Below are 24,403 nucleotides of genomic sequence, written 5' to 3'. Positions count from 1 at the left end.
GCTGTACGAATGCTTTTTAGTATCAATACTTATCCCCAATAACAAGGCGAGTCGGCGCAAGTCATGGCTTACGAACGTGTAAAACAACCCAAACTCTCGGATGTGATCATGACTCAGCTGGAGTCAATGATTCTTGAGGGAACTCTCAAGCCGGGTCAGAAGTTGCCACCCGAGCGGGAACTTGCCAAACAGTTTGAAGTTTCACGGCCTTCTCTTCGTGAAGCTGTGCAAAAGCTGGTGGCTAAAGGCCTTTTGTTCAGTCGGCAAGGTGGGGGGACTTACGTTGCCGAAGCCGTTGGAGAGTCATTCTCTGATCCACTGATTGAGTTATTCGCCGCTCATCCTGAAGCTCAGTACGATCTGCTGGAGTTCCGTCATGCGCTGGAAGGCGTGTCTGCATACTATGCAGCCATCCGTAGTACAGAAGCTGATCGTGAAAACCTGAGACGGAAATACGAATGGCTGCAGCAGTGTCATGAGCGGAAGGCGTTTGAGCGAGAGGTAGCTGCGGATGTGGATTTCCATCTCGCTATCGCTGAGGCTGCTCACAACATGGTGCTTTTACACACTATGAGGTCGCTCTTCTCACTGCTGCAGAAGAATATTTTTGGCAACTTGAGCCAGATCTATCCTAAAACTGACTATCGCAAACAGATTCACAATCAGCATGCAGTATTACTGGACGCCATCTGCAGAGGTAATCCAGAGGAGGCCAGGCGTGCAGCGCACACTCATCTGGCTTACGTTGAGGAGGTACTGCTGGAGTTTGGTAAGGAAAAAACACGTTTACTCAGAGCAATGCGACGCTCTGAATTGTCATGATCTGGGATGCGTGATGTTTTGCCGGAACGGGCTGTAGCTTTCTGCCCAGGCCCAGCAGATGTTTTATTACACCTATCGCTCCCGATTAACTGGAGTCGGGGTCGAACAACGGTATCGCTGAGTTTTGTAGTCGTTGAAGGTGAGTGACGGTTTTTCCTCTGATGTGGATCACGTCACTAGCGTTCACCTCACTGTAACTCAGTAGATTTATGTTGTGTGCTTTTGTAGTATTACTACAAAAATAATAACAACCAGCCTGTTGCAATGCACAATGGGATAAGGCTTGTGTAGGAAAAATACACAAGTGCGGGTACAAAAAGAATTCAATATGGGGAATTCACAGTGCAAGACTTTATCGAAGATAAGGATCCTATCGAGACTCGTGAGTGGCTAGAAGCCCTTGAGTCGGTTGCTAAAAATGAAGGCGGTGAGCGTGCAACTTACCTGTTGCGACGCCTTGGCAGCCACGCACGCGAGATGGGGGTAGATGGGTTCGGCAGTCTCAACACTCCCTACATCAACACTATCAAACCCAAAGATGAAGCACGTATGCCTGGCGACCTGTTCATGGAACGTCGTATTCGTTCTTTGATTCGCTGGAACGCTCTGGCCATGGTCATGCGCGCCAACGACAATGACGAAGGCTTGGGTGGTCACATCTCTTCATTCTCATCCTCAGCCACTCTGTACGATGTCGGCTTCAACTACTTCTTCCGCGGACCAGAAGGTGAGCAGGAAGCGGATATGGTGTTCTTCCAGGGGCACATCTCTCCCGGTATTTACGCCCGCGCTTATCTGGAAGGTCGTCTGACTGAAGAGCAGCTGGACAACTTCCGTCGCGAAGTGGATGGCAATGGTCTGTCTTCATACCCCCACCCTTGGTTGATGCCCGATTTCTGGCAGTTCCCGACCGTATCTATGGGCTTGGGTCCCATTCAGGCCATCTATCAGGCGCACATCATGCGCTACCTGTCAGCGCGTGACATGGTCAAGCGCGGCGATCGAAAAGTATGGTGTTTCCTGGGTGACGGTGAGTGTGACGAGCCAGAAAGCCTGGGTGCCATTTCTCTGGCAGGCCGTGAGAAGCTGGAAAACCTTATCTTCGTTATCAACTGTAACCTGCAGCGTCTGGACGGCCCGGTGCGTGGCAACGGCAAGATTGTGCAGGAACTGGAAGGTATCTTCCGTGGCGCCGGCTGGAACGTTATCAAGGTGCTTTGGGGACGTCACTGGGATCCGTTGCTGGAGCGTGACGAGCAGGGTCTGCTGCAGAAGCGCATGGACGAAGTCGTCGATGGTGAGCTGCAGAACTACAAGGCTAACGGCGGTGCTTACACCCGCGAGCATTTCTTTGGCAAATACCCGGATCTGAAAGATCTGGTGAAAGATCTGTCTGATCAGGACATCATGAACCTGAACCGTGGTGGTCATGACCCCTACAAGGTGTACGCTGCGTATCACGCTGCAGTCAACCACAAAGGTCAGCCAACCGTGATTCTGGCGCAGACCGTTAAAGGTTACGGTACCGGTCAGTCTGGTGAAGCGAAAAACGATACTCACTCACTGAAAAAAGTGAAGGTTGACGATCTCAAAGCCTTCCGTGACCGTTTTAATATCCCGCTGTCTGATGATCAGCTGGAATCTGTTCCTTACTACCGCCCCGCGCCTGATAGCGCTGAGCTGAAGTATATGTTCGAGCGTCGTAAGTCTCTGGGCGGCATGTATCCTGCCCGTCGTAAAGACTTCACTGCGCTGGAAACCCCGCAACTGGACTTCCTTGGCAGCCAGCTGAAAGGCACCGGTGATCGCGAAATCTCCAGCACCATGGCGTTTGTGCGTATTCTTTCCACGCTGGTGAAGGATAAGAATATCGGTGCCCGTATTGTGCCCATCGTGCCTGATGAAGCGCGTACTTTCGGTATGGAAGGCATGTTCCGTCAGCTGGGTATCTACAGCTCCGCTGGTCAGCGTTATGTGCCTCATGACCGTGACCAGATCATGTTCTACAAGGAGTCAAAAGACGGCCAGATTCTCGAGGAAGGCATTAACGAGCCAGGTGCCATGTCCGCATGGATTGCCTGTGCAACCGCTTACTCCAACAGTAACTGCCCGCTGATTCCGTTCTATGTGTATTACTCCATGTTCGGCTTCCAGCGTATTGGTGACCTGGCGTGGGCTGCCGGTGACATGCAGGCGCGTGGCTTCCTGATTGGTGCCACTTCAGGTCGTACTACCCTGAACGGAGAAGGCTTGCAGCACCAGGATGGTCATAGCCATCTGGTCGCCAGCACCATCCCGAACTGCGTAACGTACGATCCTACCTACAGCTACGAGCTGGCCGTGATCATTCAGGACGGTATCCGTCGCATGTATCACGAGAAGGAAAACAAGTTCTACTACATCACTACCATGAACGAAGCCTACCAGCATCCTGACATGCCTGCCGGTGCTGAAGAGGGCATCATCAAGGGTATGTATCTGCTTGAAGAGGCGAATCCTTCCAGCAAGCTGAGTGTTCAGCTGATGGGCTCGGGCACCATCCTCAATGAAGTGCGTGAAGCAGCCAAACTGCTGCGTGAAAACTTCAATGTCGATGCCAATATCTGGAGCGCTACCAGTATGAACGAGCTGCGCCGCGACGCGCTGGACTGTTCACGCTGGAACCTGCTGCACCCTGAATCAGAGCCTCGTGTTCCATATGTGACCGAGTGCCTGAACAAGTTCAATGGCCCGGTAATCGCCTCTACTGACTACATGAAACTGTACTCTGATCAGTTACGTGAGTTCGTTCCACATCGCTTTAAAGTACTGGGTACTGATGGTTTCGGCCGTTCTGATACCCGTAAGAAACTCCGTCACTTCTTTGAGGTTGACCGTTACTTTGTTGCCATTGCTGCTCTTAAAGCTCTGGCGGAAGAAGGCAGCATCGACGTCAGCGAAGTATCACGTGCCATCAAGCTGTTCGGTATCAATCCCGACAAGTTGAACCCGGTAACGGTTTAACGCTAGCACTTGAAACGGATGAGAGGTGATCAACGTGAGTACTGAAATCATTAAAGTGCCTGACATCGGTGGTGGTGAAGCCGATGTCATTGAGGTCTGTGTCAAGGCTGGCGACAGCATCAACGAAGGTGATTCCCTGATCGTTCTGGAGACCGACAAGGCCTCCATGGAAGTGCCTGCACCCAAAGGTGGGGTGGTGAAGTCCATCATCATCAAAGAAGGTGACAAGGCTTCCGAAGGTCTGGATATCCTTGAGCTTGAACTGGAAGGTGCATCAGCACCCGTGACATCCGCGCCCGCTCCGGCGGCTGAGCCGGTTGCCGCAGCTCCATCCCCTGCACCCGTTGCCGCACCTGCGGCGGCCAGTGGTGGTGAAGAGCAGGTTACTGTCCCGGATATCGGTGGTGCTACCGGTGTTGACGTCATTGAGGTGGTGGTCAAGGTAGGTCAGGAGATTGCTGAAGGCGATTCTCTGATCGTGCTGGAAACCGACAAGGCGTCCATGGAAGTTCCTTCACCCAAGAGCGGTGTGGTGAAAAGCATTGCTGTTGCTGAAGGTGGCAAGGTTTCCGAGGGTGATCTGATTCTGGTCCTGGAAGTTGCAGCAGGTCCTGCGCAGCCTACTCCGATCGAGTCGTCTTCTGTTACCGCTCCTGCGGCAGTACCCGCAGCTCCAGCAGCACCAGTTGCCGCTCCGGTGGCGGGTGGTGTTGAGGCCGTTAAGGTACCTGATATCGGTGGTGCGACCGGCGTAGATGTCATTGAAATCTGCGTCAAGGCCGGTGACACCATTGCAGAAGGTGACTCGCTGATCGTGCTGGAAACTGACAAGGCATCAATGGAAGTACCTGCGCCAAAAGGTGGCGTGGTCAAATCCGTTGCCCTGAAAGAAGGTAGCAAGGTCTCGGAAGGTGATCTGATTCTTGAGCTTGAAGTGGCCGGCGCTGTTGCTGTTGCCGCTCCTGCGCCAGTTCAGGCTGCTGCGCCAGTCGCACCTGCTGCTCCTGCTCCTGCTCCTGCTGCTAAACCCGCTGCTGCCCCGGCGGCTGCAACAGGTGAAGCAGGTAAGAACGTTCATGCAGGTCCTGCTGTGCGTGCTCTGGCGCGAGAGTTTGGTGTTGATCTTGGTAAGGTGACGCCAACGGGCCCACGTGGTCGCATCCTGAAAGAAGATATCCAGACTTACGTCAAGCAGGAGCTGGCCAAGCCCAAGGCGGCTGCCGCTCCCGCAGCCACCATGTCTGGATCGGGGATTCCTCAGGTACCGGCAATCGACTTCAGCCAGTGGGGTGAAGTGGATATCCAGCCAATGAGCAAGATCCACAAGGTGACCGCTTTCAACATGAGTCGCGCATGGCTGAATGTGCCACACGTGACTCAGTTTGATGATGCCGATATCACTGAGCTGGAAACCTTCCGTAAGGAAGTCAAAGCCGAGGCTGAGAAGGCTGGTGTCAAGTTGACTCCGTTGCCCTTTATCATCAAGGCCTGTGCTATTGCACTGCGCAACCATCCGAAGTTCAACGCTTCTCTGCACGCAGACGGCGAGAACATTGTGTACAAGAAGTATGTACACATCGGTATGGCAGTAGACACCCCCAACGGTCTGGTAGTCCCGGTTATCCGTGATGCCGACAAGAAGAGTGTCTATGAGCTGTCGCGCGAAGCCAACGAGCTGGCCAAGAAGGCGCAGGAGAAGAAACTCAAGCCTGCAGAAATGCAGGGTGCGTGCTTTACCATCTCCAGCCTCGGTGGTATCGGTGGTATCGGCTTTACTCCTATCGTTAACACCCCTGAGGTGGCGATCCTTGGTGTATCTCGTGCCGATATCAAACCGCGCTGGAATGGTAAAGAGTTTGAGCCTCGCACCATGCTGCCGTTGTGTCTGTCCTATGACCACCGCGCCATCAATGGTGGTGATGCTGGCCGCTTCCTGACCTATATGGCTCAGCTGCTGGCTGACGTTCGCCGTATGCTGCTCTGAACGGACTTCGGGTAGCCTTTTCTGCCCCATAGTTTGTACCCTTAAAGGCCACTGTTCGCAGTGGCCTTTTTTGCTTCTGTTGCATATGTCCACAGCGATATTTTGCTGTCGTACGATCAGGCTGTGTGCTGCGGATACCAACGATTTTTAAATGTGATCGGGAGGGTCTGGTGTTATATCAACAGGTTGCAGAACAGTTAGCTGAGCATATCCGCACAGGCGTATTCGCTGAGGGTGAACGGATCCCTTCTATTCGTAAATTGCATCAACAATGGGGTGTCAGTCAGAGCACTGCTCTGGCGGCATTGAGTGCGCTGGAAGCGCAGGGCCTGATCGAGGCGCGCCCACGCTCTGGTTTTTATGTGAAGGCTTTACCAGAGCGTCTGCAGGTTGAAGAGCATGTGCCAGCCCCCGTGGCGGTTTCTCGCCACCAGTTGATCAATCATGTACTCAATCAGTCTCGCCAGCCTGGCCTGATGCATCTGGGTGCCGCGGTGCCTGAGGCGGCGTTCCTGCCTCAGGAGATCCTCAGGCGAATCTCAAATCGTTGCTTGCGTGAACAGCCGGGTCTGATTACCGACTATGCCTTTCCTCCGGGCAATAAGACCCTGCGACAGCAAATCGCTGTACGTATGCAGGCTGCGGGGTGTTCAGTATCTGCCAGCGAGCTATTGATCACTCAGGGTTGCCAAGAGGCGCTCAGCCTTTGCTTGCGCGTGCTGGCGCAGCCGGGTGATCTGATCGCTATCGAGTCGCCTGCCTATCATGGATTATTGCAGGCTCTGGAGGCGCTCGGCCTGCAGGCTCTGGAAATACCCTGTGATCCGGCCAGAGGTATGGACCTGGAAGCCCTGGCTGCGGCGATTCGGGAGTGGCCAGTCAAAGCCTGCGTGGTTTCCGCCAACTTTTCCAACCCAACCGGCAGTCTGATGCCTGATGAGCATAAACAGCGCCTGGTCAGAATGCTGAGCGAGGCTCAGATTCCGCTGGTGGAGGATGATACCTATGCAGATCTGCATTATGGCAGGCGTCAACCGCATCCGCTGAAAGCCTGGGATCGCGAAGGTAACGTGCTTTACTGCAGCGCTTTCTCCAAGACTATTGCACCGGGGTTCAGGGTTGGCTGGGTCGCGGGAGGTCGTTATCACCAGCAGCTGCAGCAGTTGCTGACAGTGACAACCATGGCAAGCCATGCCTTGTCACAGCAGGTGATGGCGGAGTATCTGCACAGTGGCGACTATGAGCGGCATCTGCGCAAGGTTCGTCGTCAGTATCGGCAGCAATTACATAATCTGGTCGATGCCTTGCATGCCTCTGGCTTGCCTGTGGCCTGGTCACTCCCTCAGGGAGGGTTTTTGTTGTGGCTGATTTTACCTGCCGAGGTGGATGCACTCGCGGTGTATGAGCAGATGTTGCAGAAGGGAATCAGCGTGATGCCCGGCAGCCTGTTCTCGGCGTCCGAGCGTTTTCGCCACTGTATGCGTATCAGTATTGCGGTCAGTCAGCCAGACTGGTCACTGCTGGTATCAGCATTGCGAGGCAGTCTGACTGATTGAACCGAAAGGATCAGGTCCAGTCCAGAATCACTTTGCCAGACTGGCCAGAGGCCATGGCTGCAAAGCCCTGCTCGAAATCAGCCACCTTGTAATGGTGGGTGATCATTGGACTAAGGTCCAGTCCACTTTGGAGCATGGCAACCATCTTGTACCAGGTCTCGAACATTTCGCGGCCATAGATCCCCTTGATGATCAGGCCTTTGAAAATAACCTGATTCCAGTCAATGGCTGTCTCCCCGGAGGGAATGCCCAGCATGGCAATCTTGCCACCATGATTCATGCTCGACAGCATGCTGCGAAATGCGGCAGGTACGCCTGACATCTCCAGACCCACATCAAAGCCTTCGGTCATATGCAGATCATGCATGACATCCTGCAGAGAGGTTGTCGCGACATTGACTGCACGCGTCGCCCCCATTTTCTCAGCCAGTTGCAGGCGATACTCATTGACGTCGGTAATGACCACATGACGGGCGCCGACATGGCGGCAGATCGCCGCAGCCATGATGCCAATGGGGCCTGCTCCGGTGATCAGCACATCTTCCCCGACCAGATCGAAGGACAGTGCAGTGTGTGCAGCGTTGCCAAAAGGGTCGAGAATGGCGGCAATGTCATCGGGAATGTTATCTGGCAGCTTGAAGGCATTATCTGCCGGAAGGACCAGATAGTCGGCAAAGGCACCTGGGCGGTTGACGCCGACACCGATGGTCTCTCGGCAGAGGTGACGCTTGCCTGCGCGGCAGTTGCGGCAGTGCCCGCAGGTAATATGACCTTCACCGGAAACCCGATCCCCCAGCTTGAATCCGCGTACATCGCTACCCATCGCAGCGACTTCGCCGACATACTCGTGGCCGACATGCATGGGGACAGGGATGGTCTTCTGTGCCCATTCATCCCAGTTCCAGATGTGCATATCTGTGCCACAGATGGCAGTTTTGCGAATGCGGATCAACAGGTCGTTGTTACCGTATTCAGGCACATCACTCTCGTGTGCCCATAGTCCTTTCTCAGGATGAAGTTTGGCCAGTGTACGCATGGAGATCATTCCCGAAGCGATATTGTTGTTTCTGTTAAATGATAGCGAGGGCTTGGCCGACGCGGATGAACGCTGCCAGCGCTGTATCCAGATCTTCCTTGCTTAGTGCTGCTGACATCTGAGTGCGAATACGCGCCTGACCCTGGGGTACGACAGGATAGGAGAAGCCCACTACATAGATGCCTTCTTTTAGTAGTTCATCAGCCATGGTTTTGGCCAGTGTTGCATCACCGAGCATGACAGGAATGATGGGATGCTCACCTGCGACTAGTTTGAATCCGGCCTTCTCCAGACCCTGACGGAAGTACTGGCTGTTTTCGGTCAGCTGCTGACGCAGGGTAGCAGATTGATCCAGTAGCTCCAGTGCTGCAATAGATGCTGCAGTGATCATTGGCGCCAGACTATTGGAAAACAGATAAGGCCGTGAGCGCTGACGCAGCAGGTCAATCACTTCCTGACGGGCACTGATATACCCGCCAGAGGCGCCGCCCAGCGCCTTGCCCAGTGTGCCTGTCAAAATATCGACGCGGCCCATCACCTTGCAATACTCATGGGTACCACGGCCGTGCTCGCCCATAAAGCCTACGGCATGGGAGTCATCCACCATGACCAGCGCACCGTATTTATCCGCCAGATCACAGATGGCAGACAGATTGGCGATGATGCCATCCATGGAGAATACGCCATCGGTGGCGATCAGTTTGAAACGACAGCCCTCGGCTGCCTGTAGCTGCCGCTCCAGGTCGGCCATATCGTTGTTGGCATAGCGGAAGCGCTGGGCTTTGCACAGACGGACACCGTCGATAATGCTGGCATGATTGAGAGCGTCGGAGATGATGGCATCTTCAGCGCCCAGCAGGGTCTCGAACAGACCGCCGTTGGCATCAAAGCAGGAGGAGTAAAGGATTGTGTCCTGCATACCCAGAAACTGGCTCAGCGCTGTTTCCAGCTGGCGGTGTAATGTATGAGTACCGCAGATGAATCGTACTGAGGCCATGCCATAGCCATAGTCATCCAGCGCACGTTTGGCCGCATCTACCAGCGCTGGATGATTAGCCAGCCCCAGGTAGTTGTTGGCGCAGAGGTTGATGACTTCTCGGCCATCCTGAGTCGATACACGTGCCTGCTGAGCGGATTGAATCAGGCGCTCATGCTTGTACAGGCCCGCACTTTCGATGTCTGCCAGCGTCTTGTGCAAATGGGAGTAGAAATCCGGTTGCATGGCCGTCTCCATTGAACAGTCGAGGGATCAGGCACTGTCCGCAGATAAAAATGATCGGGAGACAGCTACCTTCAAAGTAAGTACGAGCACTGTAGAATGTCGATCTGTTATTGAGTAGATGCAGTTTTTCAATAAAACTGCATAGCAGTTGTGCGGGAATCCACCGCTGACCCAAGCAAATATGAACTACCTAACGTTCGGGGAGAGGAAAATAGGCTCAGCCTATCAGAACCTTTAGAAAGCTTAATGAGAATGAATCTTGTCTTCTGGTTAACCAGCCGCTATCTTGTTAACCACGGTTAACTTTTTGGACGGTCATCATGATTCATGCAATGTCTGATCAGACTGTGCGTGTACAGGCCCAGCGTGTGCTCTCTGGTCACGGCACAAGTCTTGTGCGGCGCTTTCTTCCTTTTATGGGGCCAGCAATGATTGCCGCTGTGGCCTATATCGACCCGGGCAACTTCGCCACCAACATTGAGGCAGGCTCGCGTTATGGGTATACCCTGCTGTGGGTGGTGCTATGGGCCAACCTGATGGCAATGCTGATCCAGACCATGTCGGCACGGCTTGGCTTGGCAACAGGCAAGAATCTGGCAGAAGTGATTCGTGATCGCTATCCGCGCCCGGTGGTGTGGCTGTTTTGGGTGCAGGCGGAGTTGATCGCTATTGCGACGGATCTCGCTGAATTTCTGGGCGCGGCGCTGGCCTTTAATCTGCTGTTCGGCATGTCGATGCTGGAAGGAGCGCTGCTGACCGGGGCGATTACCTATGCGGTGCTGTACATGCAGCGCTATGGGTTCCGCACCATGGAGATGATCATTGGTGCCATGATTCTGGCCGTATCAGCGGGCTTCCTGCTGGAAATTCTGCTGGGCAAGCCACCGGCAGAGCCCATCATCAAAGGGTTGCTGCTGCCTTCTTTCCCGGATAGCTATTCCATTTTTCTGGCGGCTGGGATTCTTGGTGCAACGGTGATGCCGCATGTGATCTATTTGCACTCGGCATTGTCGCAAAACCGTATCAAGGTAACGGCTGACAGTGATCGTAGCCGCATCATGAAGTACTACCGCATGGACGTCATCATCGGTATGGCGCTGGCCGGACTGATCAACATGGCTATGCTGGCTTTGGCGGCAACCGTGTTCTTCAGTAATGGCGAAACGACAATTGCGTCCATCGAGGAAAGTTATAAGTTGCTGTCGCCTCTGATGGGGCACGATGCTGCCAGCATGATCTTTGGCTTGACGCTGCTGTTTGCTGGCCTGTCTTCATCGATTGTTGGCACCATGTCGGGGCAGGTTGTGATGCAGGGATTTGTAAACTTCACTATTCCGCTGTGGTTGCGACGCCTGATTACCATGGCACCTGCCATCGTCGTGATCCTGATGGGATTGCCAGAGCAGCAGGTTCTGGTGGTCAGCCAGGTCGTATTGAGTTTTGGTATCCCCTTTGCGGTGGTGCCATTGCTGTTCTTTACCGCCAACCGTCAGTTGATGGGGAATCTGGCGAACCATCGCTGGGTCAATATCGCAGGAGGAATCGTCGCAACGATCATTATTGCCCTCAACCTCTACGTTCTGGTGTTCGAGCTGATGTAAGCATCTGTTGTCGCAGCAGCTATACTGACGAGTCATCGAGAGTAAAAGCGCCTTCTTTGGAAGGCGCTTTTGTTTTAAGGTGTCAGGTCCGTGAACAGATGATTGGCAACCGTCATTGCTGGAGCCGTAGCGGTACCGATGACAGGTAGCAGGAAGAACATGACAGAACCACATCGTTATGCCCCGTTTGAGCGGGTGCGCCAGGACCACCAGAGGGAGTTGGTGGAAGACTATGTCGAAGAGATCGCGTACCTCCACCAGCTGCACGGTGAGGCCCGCGCCAGTGATCTGGCTGAGCGTCTCGGCGTGACCGCAGCAGCTGTTTCTAAAGTGGTCACCAAACTCAAACGTGACGGTTTTGTCGAGGCCCGCCCTTACCGTGGCATATTTCTGACTGAAGAAGGTCAGGAGCTGGCGGTGAAGGTTGCCGAGCGCCATCAAGTGGTGCTGTCGATGCTGATGGCACTGGGCGTGTCAGAAGAAGCCGCGCATGCTGACTCTGAAGGGATTGAGCATCACTGCAGTGATGAAACAGTGGCTGCCATGCGCCGCTTTCTCGATTCCCTCGCCAGCTGATTTTTCCTCTGTATTATCTTTTGCTGGTTGGGCTACTAATACTTACTAGTAGTTGTCCAACCAGAACAGTCCAGCCCAAATAAGCGGTAGCAGCATCAGGAAGAACGGTGCCTGTGCCCGCCATATCTGCTTACTACGTATCCCATATCGTAACGCCAGCATCAGGTTCATGCCCGACAAAGGGCTGGAACCCGAACCCATTGCCCATGAACTCAGAAACATGAAGCCCAGCATGTTCGGGTTCGGTTGTAGCGGCAGCAGTATGGGGCTCAAGACCGCGACGCTGATCATGGCATGAACACCAGACCATGCCATGATCAGGATAAAAGGGAACAAGATACTGGCTTCCAATGCGCCAAAATGGTGCAAGGGTAAGCTGAATCCGGTTTGCTGGGTAATCAGCGTCAAGCCAACGCTCAGCACCCCGGCGGCCAGAAAGAGTGCCAGTTCTCCCCCCATGCGCCCCAGTCCGGCACTGACGTGCTGCGTTATTACAGGGAAACAGCGAGCGCGCTGTCTAATGCCGCTCAACGCCAGTGCTACGCTCGGTGCAAGGATGGTAATCAGCAAAGTTACGGACAGCTGCGGACTCCATTGATGTGCAGCGATCACCAGGGCGGCAAGGCCAACGGGAAGCGACAACCCCTGTCGGTTCAGGGGGTAGCCCTGAAAATTTGCTGCATCCTGGCGCAAGTGCCACCAGCTCAGTATCAATGCACATACTGCGATGACAGCACCCACTGGAAATACCTGAGCAAAGGACATCCCGGGGGCAGACAACAGCGAAACGTTCATGGCCACAAAGAAAGGTGACCACAGTGCAGCAAAGGTGAAGCCACGGCCGATTACCAGCACCTGTTTCAGCGTGAGCTGACTGTTGCGAGCCATGCGGTCGCCCATGATCGCAAGGATGGAGAGGTTGAGTACGGCACCCAGCAGATGTGCCGCCGCCAGTGTAGAACCAATGGCACGGCGGCCACTGGGCAGCGCTTCCTCACTGTGGCTGGCCAGTAGGCGCAGGAAACTGACCGCTACCAGCATGCAAAGCAGTGGTACGTAATTACCCAGCAGGCTGCTCCAGGGGATGCTGGCGCCAAGACCTGCAGAAATAACCACGCAGACTACACCGATTGTCATTAATATCAGGCATTGTTGGCGATTAACGGGTGGCAACGCTGGCCAGACCAGTAGCAACGCCAGCCATGCCGCAATACTGGGAATCAGGCTCTCGCTGCTGGTCAGATGTTGTAGTAGAAAGGTGACGAGCATGATGACGAGACTGAACCCGGTCAAACCAGAGCGATGACGCGATATCAGAGAAAACAGGAATTGTATTTGCATGACTGCAGGGTGTGTCAGGAGGAAAGGGGGATGACCATTAAAGCACGTTCAATCCTCGCCATGACAGCAGGCTCATGCTGAATAACAGCGTTCCGGAGCAGTCATCAGATGTTCCGTGGTTTCATTCTTTGCGTCAGCGATGACGCTTGCGCGATCTGCCCGGTCGATAAGGAAATGTCAGAATGACAATACGTGTAGCCATCCAGCACAAGACATCCTACAAGTTTGACCGCCATGTGGGGGTGGGGCCTCATGTGTTGCGCCTCCGCCCAGCCAGTCATAGCCGTACCAAGATTCATGGCTACTCGCTGAAGGTCAAACCGGAGTCGCATTTCATCAACTGGCAGCAGGACCCTTACGGCAACTTTCTGGCCCGTCTGGTATTCCCGGAAACAACCACCGAGCTGAGCTTTGAGGTTGAAGTGGTTGCCGATATGACAGTCATCAACCCCTTCGACTTCTTTATCGAAGAATACGCTGAAACCTTCCCGTTCCATTATGACAAGCAGCTGCACAAGGAGCTGATGCCCTATCTCGAGGTCACTGAAACGGGCCCTCGTCTGACGGCCTGGATGGAGCGGCAACTGCCCAGAGAGGAGATGTCGACTATTGACTATCTGGTGCATGTCAATCGTGTGCTGCAGGAGGACATCGGCTATGGCATTCGTCTGGAGCCGGGCATCCAGAGTTGTGAAGAGACCCTGGCGCTGTCGAAGGGTTCCTGTCGGGATACGGCCTGGTTACTGGTACAGATTCTGCGTCACAAGGGGCTGGCTGCTCGTTTTGCTTCCGGTTATCTGGTGCAGCTGACATCGGATGTCAAAGCGCTGGATGGTCCTTCAGGCCCGGAGTCGGACTTTACCGATTTGCATGCCTGGTGTGAGGTATTTGTACCCGGCGCGGGTTGGGTAGGGCTTGATCCCACCTCCGGCTTGCTGGCGGGAGAGGGGCATATCCCACTGGCTTGTACGCCCGATCCTGTCTCTGCCGCACCCATCACCGGTTTTACCGACAAATGTGAGGTGGAGTTTGACTACAGCAACGTGGTCACTCGTATCCATGAAGATCCTCGCGTTACCAAGCCTTATACCGATCATCAGTGGGAATCGATTCTAGCGTTGGGTAATGCCGTGGATCAGGAGCTGCTGGACGGTGATGTGCGCCTGACCATGGGCGGTGAGCCTACTTTCGTTTCCATTGATGACATGGATTCTCCACAGTGGAATACCGAGGCACTGGGGGAGGATAAGCTGCGACTGGCCAAGGATCTGCTGCTGCGCCTGCGCAATCGTTTTGCGCCGGGCGGTTTGCTGCACTACGGGCAGGGCAAGTGGTACCCGGGAGAAGAGATTCCCCGATGGGCACTGGGCTGCTTCTGGCGCACGGATGGACAGGCACTATGGCAGGACCCGCAATGGCTGGCGCGCGTGGACAAAAATTATGGTCTGAAGACTACTGATGCTGAGCGATTCGTGCAGCAGCTTTGTCAGAATCTGGGGGTGCGTTCAGATTTTGTGCTGCCGGGCTACGAAGACGCGCTTTATTACCTCTGGCGTGAGCAATCGTTGCCAGACAACATCGATCCGACCAATGCGGATTTGTCTGATGATATGGAGCGTCGCCGCCTGGCACGCCTGCTGTCCGAGCAGGGGCTGAACAACCCCACCGGTTACGTGTTGCCTTTGGCATGGAATTATTTTGAACAAAGCTGGCGCTCCAGTGACTGGCAGCTGCGGGCAGGGCGCCTGACGCTGGTGCCCGGTGATTCACCCATGGGGCTGCGTCTGCCTCTTGGGTCTTTACCACATATAGAAGAAGAGGAACGCGAGCTGGAGCCCGAGGTTGATCCTTTCGCTCCCAAGCCAGAGTTACTGCCCCCCGGCGGCACCTTGTATGCCCAGACTCATGTGGCGGCAGGGCAGAGTAGCTTCGCTGCGAATAAGTCGCCCCTGAAAATCACCCGCGATGTTGCACGGACCGCTCTGTGCGTTGAAGTGCGAAATGGTCGTCTGTATCTGTTCTTACCGCCGATGCAGCATCTGGAGCATTTCGTCGGCCTGATTGAAGCCATTGAACTTAGCGCCGCCGAGCTGAAGCTGCCTGTCGTTCTCGAAGGCTATGAGCCTCCCCGTGACTTCCGGCTGCAGAAGTTGCTGGTAACGCCTGACCCCGGTGTTATCGAGGTGAATATACATCCGGCCAAGAGCTGGCAGGAGCTGGTAGACAACACCACCTCACTGTATGAAGAGGCGCATCAGTGCCGTCTGGGAACTGAGAAATTCATGCTGGACGGCCTGCATTCAGGGACTGGCGGCGGTAATCACATCACATTGGGAGGTGCGACACCGGCAGACAGCCCGCTACTGCGTCGCCCAGACCTGTTGCGTAGTCTGGTCACTTACTGGCAACACCACCCTGGTTTGTCCTATCTGTTCTCTGGCAAGTTTATTGGGCCAACCAGTCAGGCTCCCCGTGTAGATGAAGGGCGGGATGAGTTGCTCTATGAGCTGGAGGTGGCCTTCAAGGAAATGCCCGAGGGGCTATGTGACAAACCCTGGCTGATCGACCGCCTGATGCGTAACCTGCTGGTGGACATTACCGGTAACACGCACCGCTCCGAATTCTGCATCGACAAACTCTATGCTCCCGGATCATCTACCGGGCGTTTGGGGCTGCTGGAATTTCGTGGGTTTGAAATGCCTCCGCATAGCCGTATGGCGTTGGTGCAGGTGCTGCTGTTGCGCTGTCTGGTGGCGCGCTTCTGGCAGAAACCCTATACCGGTAAACTGATTCGCTGGGGCACTCAGCTGCATGACCGATTTATGCTGCCACATTATGTGTGGTCGGATATTCGTGATGTGGTTGCTGATCTCAATCAGCATGGCTATCCCTTCCAGCTTGACTGGCTGGCGCCCTTCGAGGAGTTCCGCTTCCCTCATTACGGCAATGTGCAGGTGGATGATATCAATCTGGAGTTGCGCTGGGCGGTGGAGCCATGGCATGTGCTGGGTGAAGAGATCAGCAGCTTCGGCACCGCCCGTTATGTAGACTCAACCGTCGAGCGATTGCAGGTGAAGGTGCGCGGTGTTACTGGTGAGCGTTATGTGGTGGCCTGTAATGGGCGACGTGTGCCTCTGCGCGAAACCGGACGTCACGGTGAACTGGTGGCGGGGGTACGCTATCGGGCATGGCAGGCACCTTCGGCATTGCATCCCACGATTGGGGTACATACACCGCTGACCTTTGACATTATCGATACCTGGAACGGCCGTTCGATCGGTGGCTGTACCTATCACGTATCCCATCCGGGCGGGCGCAACTATGACACCTTCCCGGTGAATGCCAACGAAGCCGAAGCGCGCAGGGTCAATCGTTACTGGGATCACGGACATACTCAGGGCCCCATTACACCGCCGCCGGCGCTGGGTGGTTTACGGCAATTCTATGCCAGTGAACATCCGCCCCGTCCTATGGCGCCCCCCGCGGAAGAAACTACCTACGAGTATCCCTTTACCTTGGATTTGCGTCGCAAGCCAGATTAAGGGCTCCTCACATATAGTGAGGTAACAGTTGAAAAGAACTAAGCCCGCTTCCTCTTATCGGTTCAGATAATAGGCAGCGGGCTTGATTATTTACTGGGGCGGATCCGTTTTCTGGCGGCAACAAGCGGATGCTTTCAGGAGCTGTGTTTGTCAGGCGCCCTCAGTCCGCAGGCGATGACTGCCTTTTCTTCAAGATGCCAAGGGTTCGTTGATGGCGTTGCATTACTCTTCTGGCTGGTTTGGCTCAAAGCGTTTAGCGGCATGATGCAATGCCCCACTGAGCTTATCGACCTGATGTGTTATCTGCTGCAACTCTTCATGTACCGCATTGGCAATGGCCGATTCGATTAGCCATTGCAGTTCCAGCATGTGTTTCTGACCGATATGGGTCGCAGCGCTGGCACTGATGATACGGCTGAATGATTCCACAACCCGCTGGGCGTGCTCCTTGGGTGGGTGGTTCATGTTGGTGTCTCCTGCTGTTCGGGTAACAGATCTGCCGGAATGGGAAGATCTTCCTCGCTGGGATAATCCTCGCTGGCTTCGCCTTCCATATTTTCGTGATCCTGAACTTCGCAGGCGCGGCCCACAATCAGAGGGTCGGCGGGCTGGACGATGTCGAGATCTTTTCCGGGGTAATCCAACTGACTGAGGATAAAGCGCATGGCGTTGATGCGTGCTCGTTTCTTGTCATCTGATTTGACGACCGTCCAGGGAGCATCGGCCGTGTCGGTGTAGAAGAACATGGCCTCTTTAGCTTCCGTATAGGCATCCCACTTATTCAGCGATGACAGGTCAATGGGGCTGAGCTTCCACTGTTTCAGAGGGTCATGGCGACGGTCTTCAAAGCGCTTCAGTTGCTCCTTGCGGCTGACCGAGAACCACAGCTTGAACAGCCGGATACCACTGCGCACCCACATGCGCTCCAGCTCTGGCGCTTCACGCATAAATTCCAGATATTCGAGGGGGGTACAGAAGCCCATCACTCGTTCCACCCCCGCACGGTTGTACCAGGAGCGGTCAAACAGTACGACTTCACCTGCCGTAGGAAGGTGATGTACATAGCGTTGAAAATACCACTGGCCACGTTCCACTTCATTGGGCTTTTCCAGGGCGACCACTCGCGCGCCCCTGGGGTTGAGATGCTCCATGAAACGCTTGATGGTCCCTCCCTTGCCAGCGGCATCACGCCCTTCAAACAAGATGATCACGCGCTGGCCCGTTTCCTTGGCCCAGCTCTGCATTTTCAGCAGCTCGATTTGCAGCAACTGCTTGGTATGTTCGTACTCGCGGGTGGTCATCTCCTTTGCATAGGGATACTTGTCGTTCACCACCTTGCGGTTAGCCTTTTTCCTGAACTCCTTGGTTCCGTGATCGATGGCCAGCTCGGCTTTTTCTCTGGCAGGATGATGAGGCCTGGTATCGGCAGTGGATTTTTCATCTTGTTGTTTGGACATACAGCCTCCTTTTGCTTGAGTCTAGTCAATCCTTCGCGTACTGGCTTTGCAGTAGGTCAAAAGCAGAGTGCGATCATGCCGAGCCGTATTGGGTCATGAAACGAGCCATGACCTCTTCATGGGCCGGGCAGTTCATACCAAGCTGCTGTGATTTACGCAGGATATAGCCGGTAATGGCAGCGATCTCGGTTGGTTTGTTGTTAAGCACGTCCTGGCGCATGGATGAAATATTGGCTGCGGTACGTTCAGCAATGCTCCTGACCAGCGGCCAGAGGCCATCTGCGGGGAGTGGGATAGCCAGTCGATACATGATGGTAGTCAGCTCAGCGCACAGTGTCTGCATCAGTGCGAGCGCCTCAGCATTCCGCAGCAGTTCGCCATTCCTGCAGTTATAGAGCACGGTCAGAGGATTGATAGTGCTGTTGACGGCAAGTTTGTGCCAGAGGCGAACCTGCATATCGTCACACCATTGAGCTTCCCAGGCAGAGGAAAGCAGCGGTGTCATCATCTGTGGTGCTGTGCTCGGTTGCCAGGTGCCCCAATAGCATTGTCCCCAGCCTGAATGGACCACATGATCAGCGCGAGTACGGTAGGCACCGTGTGAGATGGTCCCGAGAATAAGTGGGTTGTCGGGGGAGGTCCGCATCATCCACTCATGCATGCCCATGCCGTTCTGCAATAGCAACAAGGTGGTCTGGGGCGTGATGTAAGGCAGTAAAGGCGCCAGTGCACGCTCGGTTGCGTAGGCCTTAGTGCAGATCAGCAGATGGTCGAGGGGGGTCTTAAGCTCTGCAGCACACAGGAGTTGTACTGCAACCTTCTGGCGCTGTTGCTGATACTGGTAGTCAAGTTGTTCAGCCTGCCAGTCAGCGCGGCGTGCAGGGGAGCTCAGAATTAATTGGGGGCGGATGTCATGCTCAGCCAGCAGACGTGCCATCAGGCAGCCTACTGAGCCGGCGCCTAGAATGTGCCATTGCGTCACAGGTGTCTTCCTTTGCGATACCGGGGTGTTTCAGTAGAATGCCCGGCAACGAATGAACGAGGGATTATTATGCCGTCTTTTGATGTGGTCTCCGAACTGGATAAACACGAACTGTCCAATGCTCTGGACCAGGCCAACCGTGAAATCACCACGCGTTATGATTTCAAGGGTGTGGATGCTTCCTTTGAGTTGAAGGAAGAAGTCATCACCATGGTTGCCGAAGCTGAGTTCCAGTTGCAGCAGATGCTGGAAATCCTGCGTGGCAAGCTGGTCAATCGCAAGATTGATGTGCGTTGTCTGGAGGAAGGTGAGGTCGAAACGGCCAACCTGCGTTGCCGTCAACCTGTCACCGTCAAACAGGGCGTTGATCAGGCGCTGGCGAAAAAGATCGTCAAGATGATCAAGGATGCCAAGCTGAAGGTGCAGGCTCAAATTCAGGGCGAGCAGGTACGTGTAACGGGCAAAAAGCGTGATGATCTGCAGGAAGTGATCGCACTGCTGCGCGCTGCTCCGGATATTGAACTGCCGCTGCAGTTCACCAACTTCCGCGATTGATGGCTGTTTTCCACCGCTGACATCCAGTCTGCGCGATCAGGGCGATGTGTGTTCACGTCGCCGTATTGTCTTTGGTCTTGGCATAAGGCATTACTCCACCTTACATGATGTGTCTGGTACAAAAAGTGCCTCACGTTCAGGTGTAGCTGTTTTATCCGGCAACTTAAAAAGGATCTGGAGTATGCCAAGTCCCGCTTTCTGGCAGTCAATCTTTAATCGTCGTACGTTGATCTGTGTTTTTACTGGCTTTGCCTCGGGTATGCCTCTTTATGTGCTGTTTCAGTTGCTACCGGCCTTTCTGAGCAAGCAGGGAGTGAGTATCAAGGAGATTGGGCTGTTTGCGCTGGTGACCTTCCCCTACACCTGGAAATTCATCTGGTCACCGCTGATGGATCGCTTTACACCGTTGCCGTTGGGGCGTCGGCGCAGCTGGATGTTACTGACACAGATGGCACTACTGGTGTCAATTGCAACACTTGGCTTTCTTGATGCAACCCGGTCCATTGGTATGGTCGCGTTTGTCGCGTGGCTGGTGGCTTTTTTCAGTGCCAGTCAGGACATCGTGCTGGATGCCTATCGGCGTGAATTGCTGCCGGATAGTGAACTGGGCTGGGGTAACTCGGTACATGTACAGGCCTACCGTATTTCCGGCCTGGTGCCAGGAGCGCTGGGTCTGATTCTGGCGGATCATTTACCCTGGCAGCAGGTCTTTCCGATCATTGCGGCTTTTATGCTGATAGGTGTGGCAATGACGCTGTTCGTCCATGAGCCACTGGCGCAACTATCGGCTCCCGCAACATTGCGATCGGCCATCGTTGAGCCTTTCCGTGAGTTTGTTTCCCGCAATAACTGGCGTATGGCGCTGATGATCCTGAGCTTCATGTTTCTCTATAAGCTTGGCGATAGTATGGCCACCGCACTGTCTACTCCGTTTTATATCGACCTGGGCTTTTCCTTGAGTGAAATAGGGGTAGTTGCCAAGACCTCTGCACTGTGGGCATCCATTGTAGGAGGCGTGCTGGGTGGCCTCTGGATGATCAGGATTGGTATCAATCGTGCTTTGTGGCTATTTGGTATTGTTCAGGTTGTCACCATTTTAGGTTTCGCCTGGCTGGCGGTGGCCGGTGCTAACCTCTGGCTGCTGGCCATTGTGATCAGCTTGGAGTACCTGGGAGTAGGGTTGGGGACGGCTGCTTTTACTGCCTTTATTGCCCGAGAGACCAGTATGGCATTTGCGGCCACGCAATTTGCGCTGTTTACGGCACTGTCGGCATTGCCCCGTACCTTCGCCAACGCCACCACGGGCTATATTGTTGACGCGATAGGGTGGACTCATTTCTATCTGCTGTGCGCAGTACTGGCTTTGCCTGGAATGCTTCTGTTGATCAAGATTGCTCCCTGGCCGCGCTCAGTGGGGCAGATGGCCGTCGATCGGTAACAGGTACCGTTGTATCGGAACAGAGCAAGCATCGGCGTGCTCTGTTCGATGGATTGATTTGTGGCTTCCTGTAGTGATTACAGGCGCAAGCCTCCATCCATCTCAATCACGCGGCCTGTGAAGTAGTCGTTTTCCAGAATATAGGCTGCTGTCATCGCAATCTCGTCAGGCTGGCCCAGACGACCGGCCGGGATCATCGCCTCGATTTTCTGTAAGGCTTCGGGTTTCATGCTGGTCACCATTTCTGTGGCGATAAAGCCGGGTGCGATTGCGCCAACGCGAATGCCATATCGTGCCAGCTCTTTTGCCCAGGTCACCGTCATGGCAACAATGCCCGCCTTGGCGGCTGCATAGTTCGTCTGGCCCATATTACCTGCACGAGAAATGCTGGAAATATTGACGATACAGCCACCAGTGCCTTGTTCAACCATGATGGCAGCGGCTTCGCGACCACACAGAAAACACCCGGTCAGGTTCACATCGATTACGCTTTGCCACTGTTGCAGTGACATCTTCTGCACGACTTTTCCTTCCTTGGCCTTGATAAATAACGCATCTCTAGTAATACCGGCGTTATTGATCAGTGCATCCAGACTGCCGAAGTCTCTGGCGATTGACTGAAAGGTTGCTTCAACCTCCGCTTCTTCAGCGACATTGATGGCATAGGTTTGCACCTCTGCACCCAACTTTTCGCAGCTGTCACTGGCTGTGCGCAGGCGCTCTGCATTCATGTCTATAAGGGCCAGTCGTGCTCCTTTGGCAGCAACGTTATAAGCCATTGCCAGGCCAAGTCCCTGGGCGCCACCGGTGATGGCGACTGTCTTGCCTTTGAGGTCCATATCTCTCTCCTACATGGAATGTCGCCATGCCAGACGGCAACTGGGGAATACGATTACAAGTCCGATGTTAACCGGTGTTGGTTTGTGCATTGCACCACGAAGAGCATGGGCGAAAGGCGAGAATCAGGCAATAGACATAGGTCACGAGGTAGAAGCTGGAAGGAATGATCAGAACGCATATTTATCAAAGCCAGACAAAGTGTCGCTTTTTTGTGAAGGGCAGTTTAACTTCCTCTGCCTGGCATCCATCTCTCATGTATATCCAGTAGCAGCAGAGTCGTTGCCACTGTCTGTTTTGTAACAATCGTGGGTATTGTCTATGCGCTTTCTATTTCCGTTGCTGATCATCATTCCCATGGTGGAGTTGGCATTGCTCATCAAGGTAGGACAGACGATAGGGGTATTCAGTACCCTTTTGCTGGTGATCGGAACCGCCCTGTTGGGTAGCTATATTTTGCGTAAGCAAGGGGCTGCAGCTCTCTGGCGAGCACAGGAAAAAATGCGCCGTGGAGAGCTTCCTGCCAAGGAAATGGTAGAAGGACTTTGTATCGGCTTGGGTGGCGTGTTGCTACTTACTCCAGGGGTGATGACTGACGTGATTGGGCTGCTCTGCCTGCTGCCTGCTACGCGAGCTGCTGTCATTCGTTGGGCTGCAAAGCACGTAAAAGTAGCTGGAGCAGGGCAGGGCTTTTCACCTTTTGGTGGGTTTGATCAGCGAGGTTTTGATGAAACTCATACGCCGCAGGGCGAGACCGTATTTGTCGCGGAAAATGACAAGCGTCAGGGTGAGCAGAGTACGGCGCCGCACAGACCCATCACTCTGGACGGTGAGTTCGAACGTAAGGAGTGACGCGTTATTTCCTGTTCACGCATACGTCAAAAAATATTTAAAAAAAATCTTGATTGGGTGTTGAAAAGCAATGTGCTGGCCCCATCTTGGGAGTCACGAATAAAAGGCTCCGGCTTTGCCGGTAATTCAACACTAAGACTTAATAAGTGTCTGGGAGATTAGTAAGCATGAACATTCGTCCCTTGCATGATCGTGTGGTTGTTCGCCGCAAAGAAGAAGAAACCAAATCTGCTGGCGGCATCGTTCTGCCTGGTAGTGCTGCGGAAAAACCAAATCAGGGCGAAGTTGTTGCGGTTGGCCCTGGTCGTCGTTTGGAAAATGGTGAAGTACAAGCACTAGACGTCAAAGTAGGTGACGTTGTGCTGTTCGGACCATACAGCAACACCATCAAAGTGAATGGTGAAGAACTGTTGATCCTGAAAGAAAGCGAAGTCTACGCAGTCGTTGAGAAGTAATTGCGACCGCTTTCGTACTAACTGTTTCCAATCAAGTGAAATTAGGATTCTGAGATTATGGCAGCTAAAGAAGTAAAATTTGGTCAGTCAGCTCGTGCCAAAATGCAGGCCGGCGTCAATATTCTGGCTGATGCAGTAAAAGTAACTCTGGGCCCTAAAGGCCGTAACGTTGTGCTGGAAAAGTCCTTCGGCGCTCCTACCGTAACTAAAGACGGTGTTTCTGTTGCCAAAGAAATCGAACTGAAAGACAAGTTCGAAAACATGGGCGCACAGATGGTCAAGGAAGTCGCTTCTCAGGCGAACGACAACGCTGGTGACGGTACTACTACTGCAACCGTTCTGGCTCAGGCTATCGTTAACGAAGGTCTGAAATCTGTTGCCGCTGGCATGAATCCAATGGATCTGAAGCGCGGTATCGATAAGGCAACTGTTGCTGTTGTTGAAGAGCTGAAAAAACTGGCCAAGCCTTGCACTGATACCAAAGCTATTGCTCAGGTTGGTACCATCTCCGCAAACGGTGACGAATCAATCGGTGAAATCATCGCCCGCGCGATGGAAAAAGTAGGTAAAGAGGGTGTTATCACCGTCGAAGAGGGCAACAGCTTCGAAAACGAGCTGGATGTTGTAGAAGGTATGCAGTTTGATCGTGGCTACCTGTCTCCCTACTTCATCAACAACCAGGAAAATATGTCTGCAGAGCTGGAAAGCCCCTTTATTCTGCTGGTAGACAAAAAGATCTCCAATATCCGCGATCTGCTGCCCGTACTGGAAGGTGTTGCCAAGGCTGGTAAACCTCTGCTGATCATCGCTGAAGATGTGGAAGGCGAAGCGCTGGCAACTCTGGTTGTCAACAACATGCGCGGTATCATTAAAGTTGCAGCTGCTAAGGCTCCAGGCTTTGGTGATCGTCGTAAAGCAATGCTGCAGGATATCGCCATTCTGACTGGTGGTACTGTGATCTCTGAGGAAGTGGGTCTGTCCCTGGATACCACTACTCTGGAGCACCTGGGTACAGCTAAGCGCGTTACCCTGACCAAAGAAGAAACCACCATCGTTGATGGTGCTGGTGTGGCAGACGATATCAAGGCACGTGTTGAGCAGATCCGTCGCGAAATCGAAAACTCAACTAGCGACTACGACAAAG

At 53.9% G+C, this 24,403-nt stretch carries 19 protein-coding genes (1 of these 19 only partly in view); 12 read left to right on the top strand and 7 right to left on the bottom strand.

Annotated features, from left to right (window positions below):
- Positions 1 to 63: 63 nt before the first annotated feature.
- The 4 genes from pdhR (at position 64) to QCD60_RS03315 (ending at position 7,365) form a co-directional block, all read left to right on the top strand.
- The gene (gene pdhR, locus QCD60_RS03330; protein ID WP_279782384.1) at positions 64 to 822 is read left to right on the top strand and encodes a pyruvate dehydrogenase complex transcriptional repressor PdhR; all 759 of its coding nucleotides are present in this window, start codon (positions 64 to 66) and stop codon (positions 820 to 822) included.
- 342 nt (positions 823 to 1,164) lie between these two features.
- Positions 1,165 to 3,825, top strand: a complete 2,661-nt coding sequence (gene aceE, locus QCD60_RS03325; protein ID WP_104152974.1) for a pyruvate dehydrogenase (acetyl-transferring), homodimeric type — start codon at positions 1,165 to 1,167, stop codon at positions 3,823 to 3,825.
- A gap of 34 nt (positions 3,826 to 3,859) precedes the next feature.
- Positions 3,860 to 5,809, top strand: a complete 1,950-nt coding sequence (gene aceF / locus QCD60_RS03320) for a dihydrolipoyllysine-residue acetyltransferase (protein ID WP_279782380.1) — start codon at positions 3,860 to 3,862, stop codon at positions 5,807 to 5,809.
- Positions 5,810 to 5,979: 170 nt separating this feature from the next.
- The gene (locus QCD60_RS03315; RefSeq protein WP_279782378.1) at positions 5,980 to 7,365 is read left to right on the top strand and encodes a PLP-dependent aminotransferase family protein; all 1,386 of its coding nucleotides are present in this window, start codon (positions 5,980 to 5,982) and stop codon (positions 7,363 to 7,365) included.
- Between the two features lie 10 nt (positions 7,366 to 7,375).
- Here the strand turns inward: QCD60_RS03315 and tdh are convergent, their stop codons facing one another.
- Positions 7,376 to 8,401: an L-threonine 3-dehydrogenase gene (gene tdh / locus QCD60_RS03310; RefSeq protein WP_110188887.1), complete on the bottom strand. Its 1,026-nt coding sequence runs from the start codon at positions 8,399 to 8,401 to the stop codon at positions 7,376 to 7,378.
- A 34-nt stretch (positions 8,402 to 8,435) separates the two neighbouring features.
- Positions 8,436 to 9,623, bottom strand: coding sequence for a glycine C-acetyltransferase (locus QCD60_RS03305; RefSeq protein WP_279782375.1), 1,188 nt, complete (start codon positions 9,621 to 9,623; stop codon positions 8,436 to 8,438).
- 332 nt (positions 9,624 to 9,955) lie between these two features.
- Between QCD60_RS03305 and QCD60_RS03300 the strand changes: the two genes are divergently transcribed.
- Positions 9,956 to 11,224 (top strand): Nramp family divalent metal transporter, encoded by a 1,269-nt coding sequence (locus QCD60_RS03300; protein WP_279782373.1) that lies wholly within the window; start codon positions 9,956 to 9,958, stop codon positions 11,222 to 11,224.
- 159 nt (positions 11,225 to 11,383) lie between these two features.
- A complete protein-coding gene (mntR, locus tag QCD60_RS03295) occupies positions 11,384 to 11,800 on the top strand; it encodes a manganese-binding transcriptional regulator MntR (RefSeq protein ID WP_104152969.1) in 417 nt (138 codons plus the stop codon).
- A gap of 45 nt (positions 11,801 to 11,845) precedes the next feature.
- Here mntR and QCD60_RS03290 read toward each other — a convergent pair whose 3' ends face one another.
- Complete coding sequence (locus QCD60_RS03290; RefSeq protein ID WP_279782370.1) at positions 11,846 to 13,141, bottom strand: hypothetical protein; 1,296 nt, start codon at positions 13,139 to 13,141, stop codon at positions 11,846 to 11,848.
- 182 nt (positions 13,142 to 13,323) lie between these two features.
- Between QCD60_RS03290 and QCD60_RS03285 the strand changes: the two genes are divergently transcribed.
- The gene (locus QCD60_RS03285) at positions 13,324 to 16,683 is read left to right on the top strand and encodes a transglutaminase family protein (protein WP_279782369.1); all 3,360 of its coding nucleotides are present in this window, start codon (positions 13,324 to 13,326) and stop codon (positions 16,681 to 16,683) included.
- A gap of 222 nt (positions 16,684 to 16,905) precedes the next feature.
- On the opposite strand, the gene QCD60_RS03280 is transcribed toward QCD60_RS03285, so the two are convergent.
- The 3 genes from QCD60_RS03280 to QCD60_RS03270 all read right to left on the bottom strand — a co-directional run bounded on the left by QCD60_RS03280 (position 16,906) and on the right by QCD60_RS03270 (position 19,122).
- Positions 16,906 to 17,148, bottom strand: a complete 243-nt coding sequence (locus tag QCD60_RS03280) for a phosphatase (RefSeq protein ID WP_110188881.1) — start codon at positions 17,146 to 17,148, stop codon at positions 16,906 to 16,908.
- Complete coding sequence (gene ppk2 / locus QCD60_RS03275; protein ID WP_279782364.1) at positions 17,145 to 18,140, bottom strand: polyphosphate kinase 2; 996 nt, start codon at positions 18,138 to 18,140, stop codon at positions 17,145 to 17,147. The genes QCD60_RS03280 and ppk2 overlap by 4 nt, the downstream gene beginning before the upstream one ends.
- A gap of 73 nt (positions 18,141 to 18,213) precedes the next feature.
- Positions 18,214 to 19,122 carry a 2-dehydropantoate 2-reductase gene (locus QCD60_RS03270; protein WP_279782362.1) on the bottom strand — a complete coding sequence of 303 codons (909 nt, stop codon included), beginning with the start codon at positions 19,120 to 19,122 and terminating at the stop codon, positions 18,214 to 18,216.
- 69 nt (positions 19,123 to 19,191) lie between these two features.
- Between QCD60_RS03270 and QCD60_RS03265 the strand changes: the two genes are divergently transcribed.
- Positions 19,192 to 19,677 (top strand): YajQ family cyclic di-GMP-binding protein, encoded by a 486-nt coding sequence (locus QCD60_RS03265; protein WP_104152964.1) that lies wholly within the window; start codon positions 19,192 to 19,194, stop codon positions 19,675 to 19,677.
- Positions 19,678 to 19,858: 181 nt separating this feature from the next.
- Entirely contained in the window at positions 19,859 to 21,115 is a 1,257-nt protein-coding gene (locus tag QCD60_RS03260) for an AmpG family muropeptide MFS transporter (protein ID WP_279782359.1), read from the top strand.
- Positions 21,116 to 21,192: 77 nt separating this feature from the next.
- Here QCD60_RS03260 and QCD60_RS03255 read toward each other — a convergent pair whose 3' ends face one another.
- Positions 21,193 to 21,954, bottom strand: a complete 762-nt coding sequence (locus QCD60_RS03255; protein ID WP_279782357.1) for an SDR family oxidoreductase — start codon at positions 21,952 to 21,954, stop codon at positions 21,193 to 21,195.
- A gap of 319 nt (positions 21,955 to 22,273) precedes the next feature.
- Here QCD60_RS03255 and QCD60_RS03250 point away from each other — a divergent pair, with 319 nt between their 5' ends.
- The 3 genes from QCD60_RS03250 to groL form a co-directional block, all read left to right on the top strand.
- A complete protein-coding gene (locus tag QCD60_RS03250; RefSeq protein ID WP_279787873.1) occupies positions 22,274 to 22,804 on the top strand; it encodes an FxsA family protein in 531 nt (176 codons plus the stop codon).
- Positions 22,805 to 22,971: 167 nt separating this feature from the next.
- Complete coding sequence (locus tag QCD60_RS03245; protein WP_104152960.1) at positions 22,972 to 23,259, top strand: co-chaperone GroES; 288 nt, start codon at positions 22,972 to 22,974, stop codon at positions 23,257 to 23,259.
- A gap of 57 nt (positions 23,260 to 23,316) precedes the next feature.
- On the top strand, positions 23,317 to 24,403 hold the 5' portion of the coding sequence (gene groL, locus QCD60_RS03240; RefSeq protein WP_104152959.1) for a chaperonin GroEL. The gene runs 554 nt beyond the window's last position; 1,087 of the gene's 1,641 nt are visible here — the first part of the coding sequence; the start codon lies at positions 23,317 to 23,319; its stop codon lies beyond the right edge, outside the window.

Source organism: Pokkaliibacter sp. MBI-7 (assembly GCF_029846635.1).
Taxonomy (GTDB): Bacteria; Pseudomonadota; Gammaproteobacteria; order Pseudomonadales; family Balneatricaceae; genus Pokkaliibacter.
Note: the sequence above shows the minus strand (reverse complement) of the source record. Positions and strands in the feature narration are given on the sequence as shown.

Excerpts from the sequence above, each read along its gene's own strand:
- pdhR (WP_279782384.1), top strand. The coding sequence starts at position 64 with ATGGCTTACGAACGTGTAAAACAACCCAAACTCTCGGATGTGATCATG.
- tdh (WP_110188887.1), bottom strand. The coding sequence starts at position 8,401 with ATGCGTACACTGGCCAAACTTCATCCTGAGAAAGGACTATGGGCACAC.
- QCD60_RS03305 (WP_279782375.1), bottom strand. The coding sequence starts at position 9,623 with ATGCAACCGGATTTCTACTCCCATTTGCACAAGACGCTGGCAGACATC.
- QCD60_RS03300 (WP_279782373.1), top strand. The coding sequence starts at position 9,956 with ATGTCTGATCAGACTGTGCGTGTACAGGCCCAGCGTGTGCTCTCTGGT.
- mntR (WP_104152969.1), top strand. The coding sequence starts at position 11,384 with ATGACAGAACCACATCGTTATGCCCCGTTTGAGCGGGTGCGCCAGGAC.
- QCD60_RS03290 (WP_279782370.1), bottom strand. The coding sequence starts at position 13,141 with ATGCAAATACAATTCCTGTTTTCTCTGATATCGCGTCATCGCTCTGGT.
- QCD60_RS03285 (WP_279782369.1), top strand. The coding sequence starts at position 13,324 with ATGACAATACGTGTAGCCATCCAGCACAAGACATCCTACAAGTTTGAC.
- QCD60_RS03280 (WP_110188881.1), bottom strand. The coding sequence starts at position 17,148 with ATGAACCACCCACCCAAGGAGCACGCCCAGCGGGTTGTGGAATCATTC.
- ppk2 (WP_279782364.1), bottom strand. The coding sequence starts at position 18,140 with ATGTCCAAACAACAAGATGAAAAATCCACTGCCGATACCAGGCCTCAT.
- QCD60_RS03265 (WP_104152964.1), top strand. The coding sequence starts at position 19,192 with ATGCCGTCTTTTGATGTGGTCTCCGAACTGGATAAACACGAACTGTCC.
- QCD60_RS03260 (WP_279782359.1), top strand. The coding sequence starts at position 19,859 with ATGCCAAGTCCCGCTTTCTGGCAGTCAATCTTTAATCGTCGTACGTTG.
- QCD60_RS03255 (WP_279782357.1), bottom strand. The coding sequence starts at position 21,954 with ATGGACCTCAAAGGCAAGACAGTCGCCATCACCGGTGGCGCCCAGGGA.
- QCD60_RS03250 (WP_279787873.1), top strand. The coding sequence starts at position 22,274 with ATGCGCTTTCTATTTCCGTTGCTGATCATCATTCCCATGGTGGAGTTG.
- QCD60_RS03245 (WP_104152960.1), top strand. The coding sequence starts at position 22,972 with ATGAACATTCGTCCCTTGCATGATCGTGTGGTTGTTCGCCGCAAAGAA.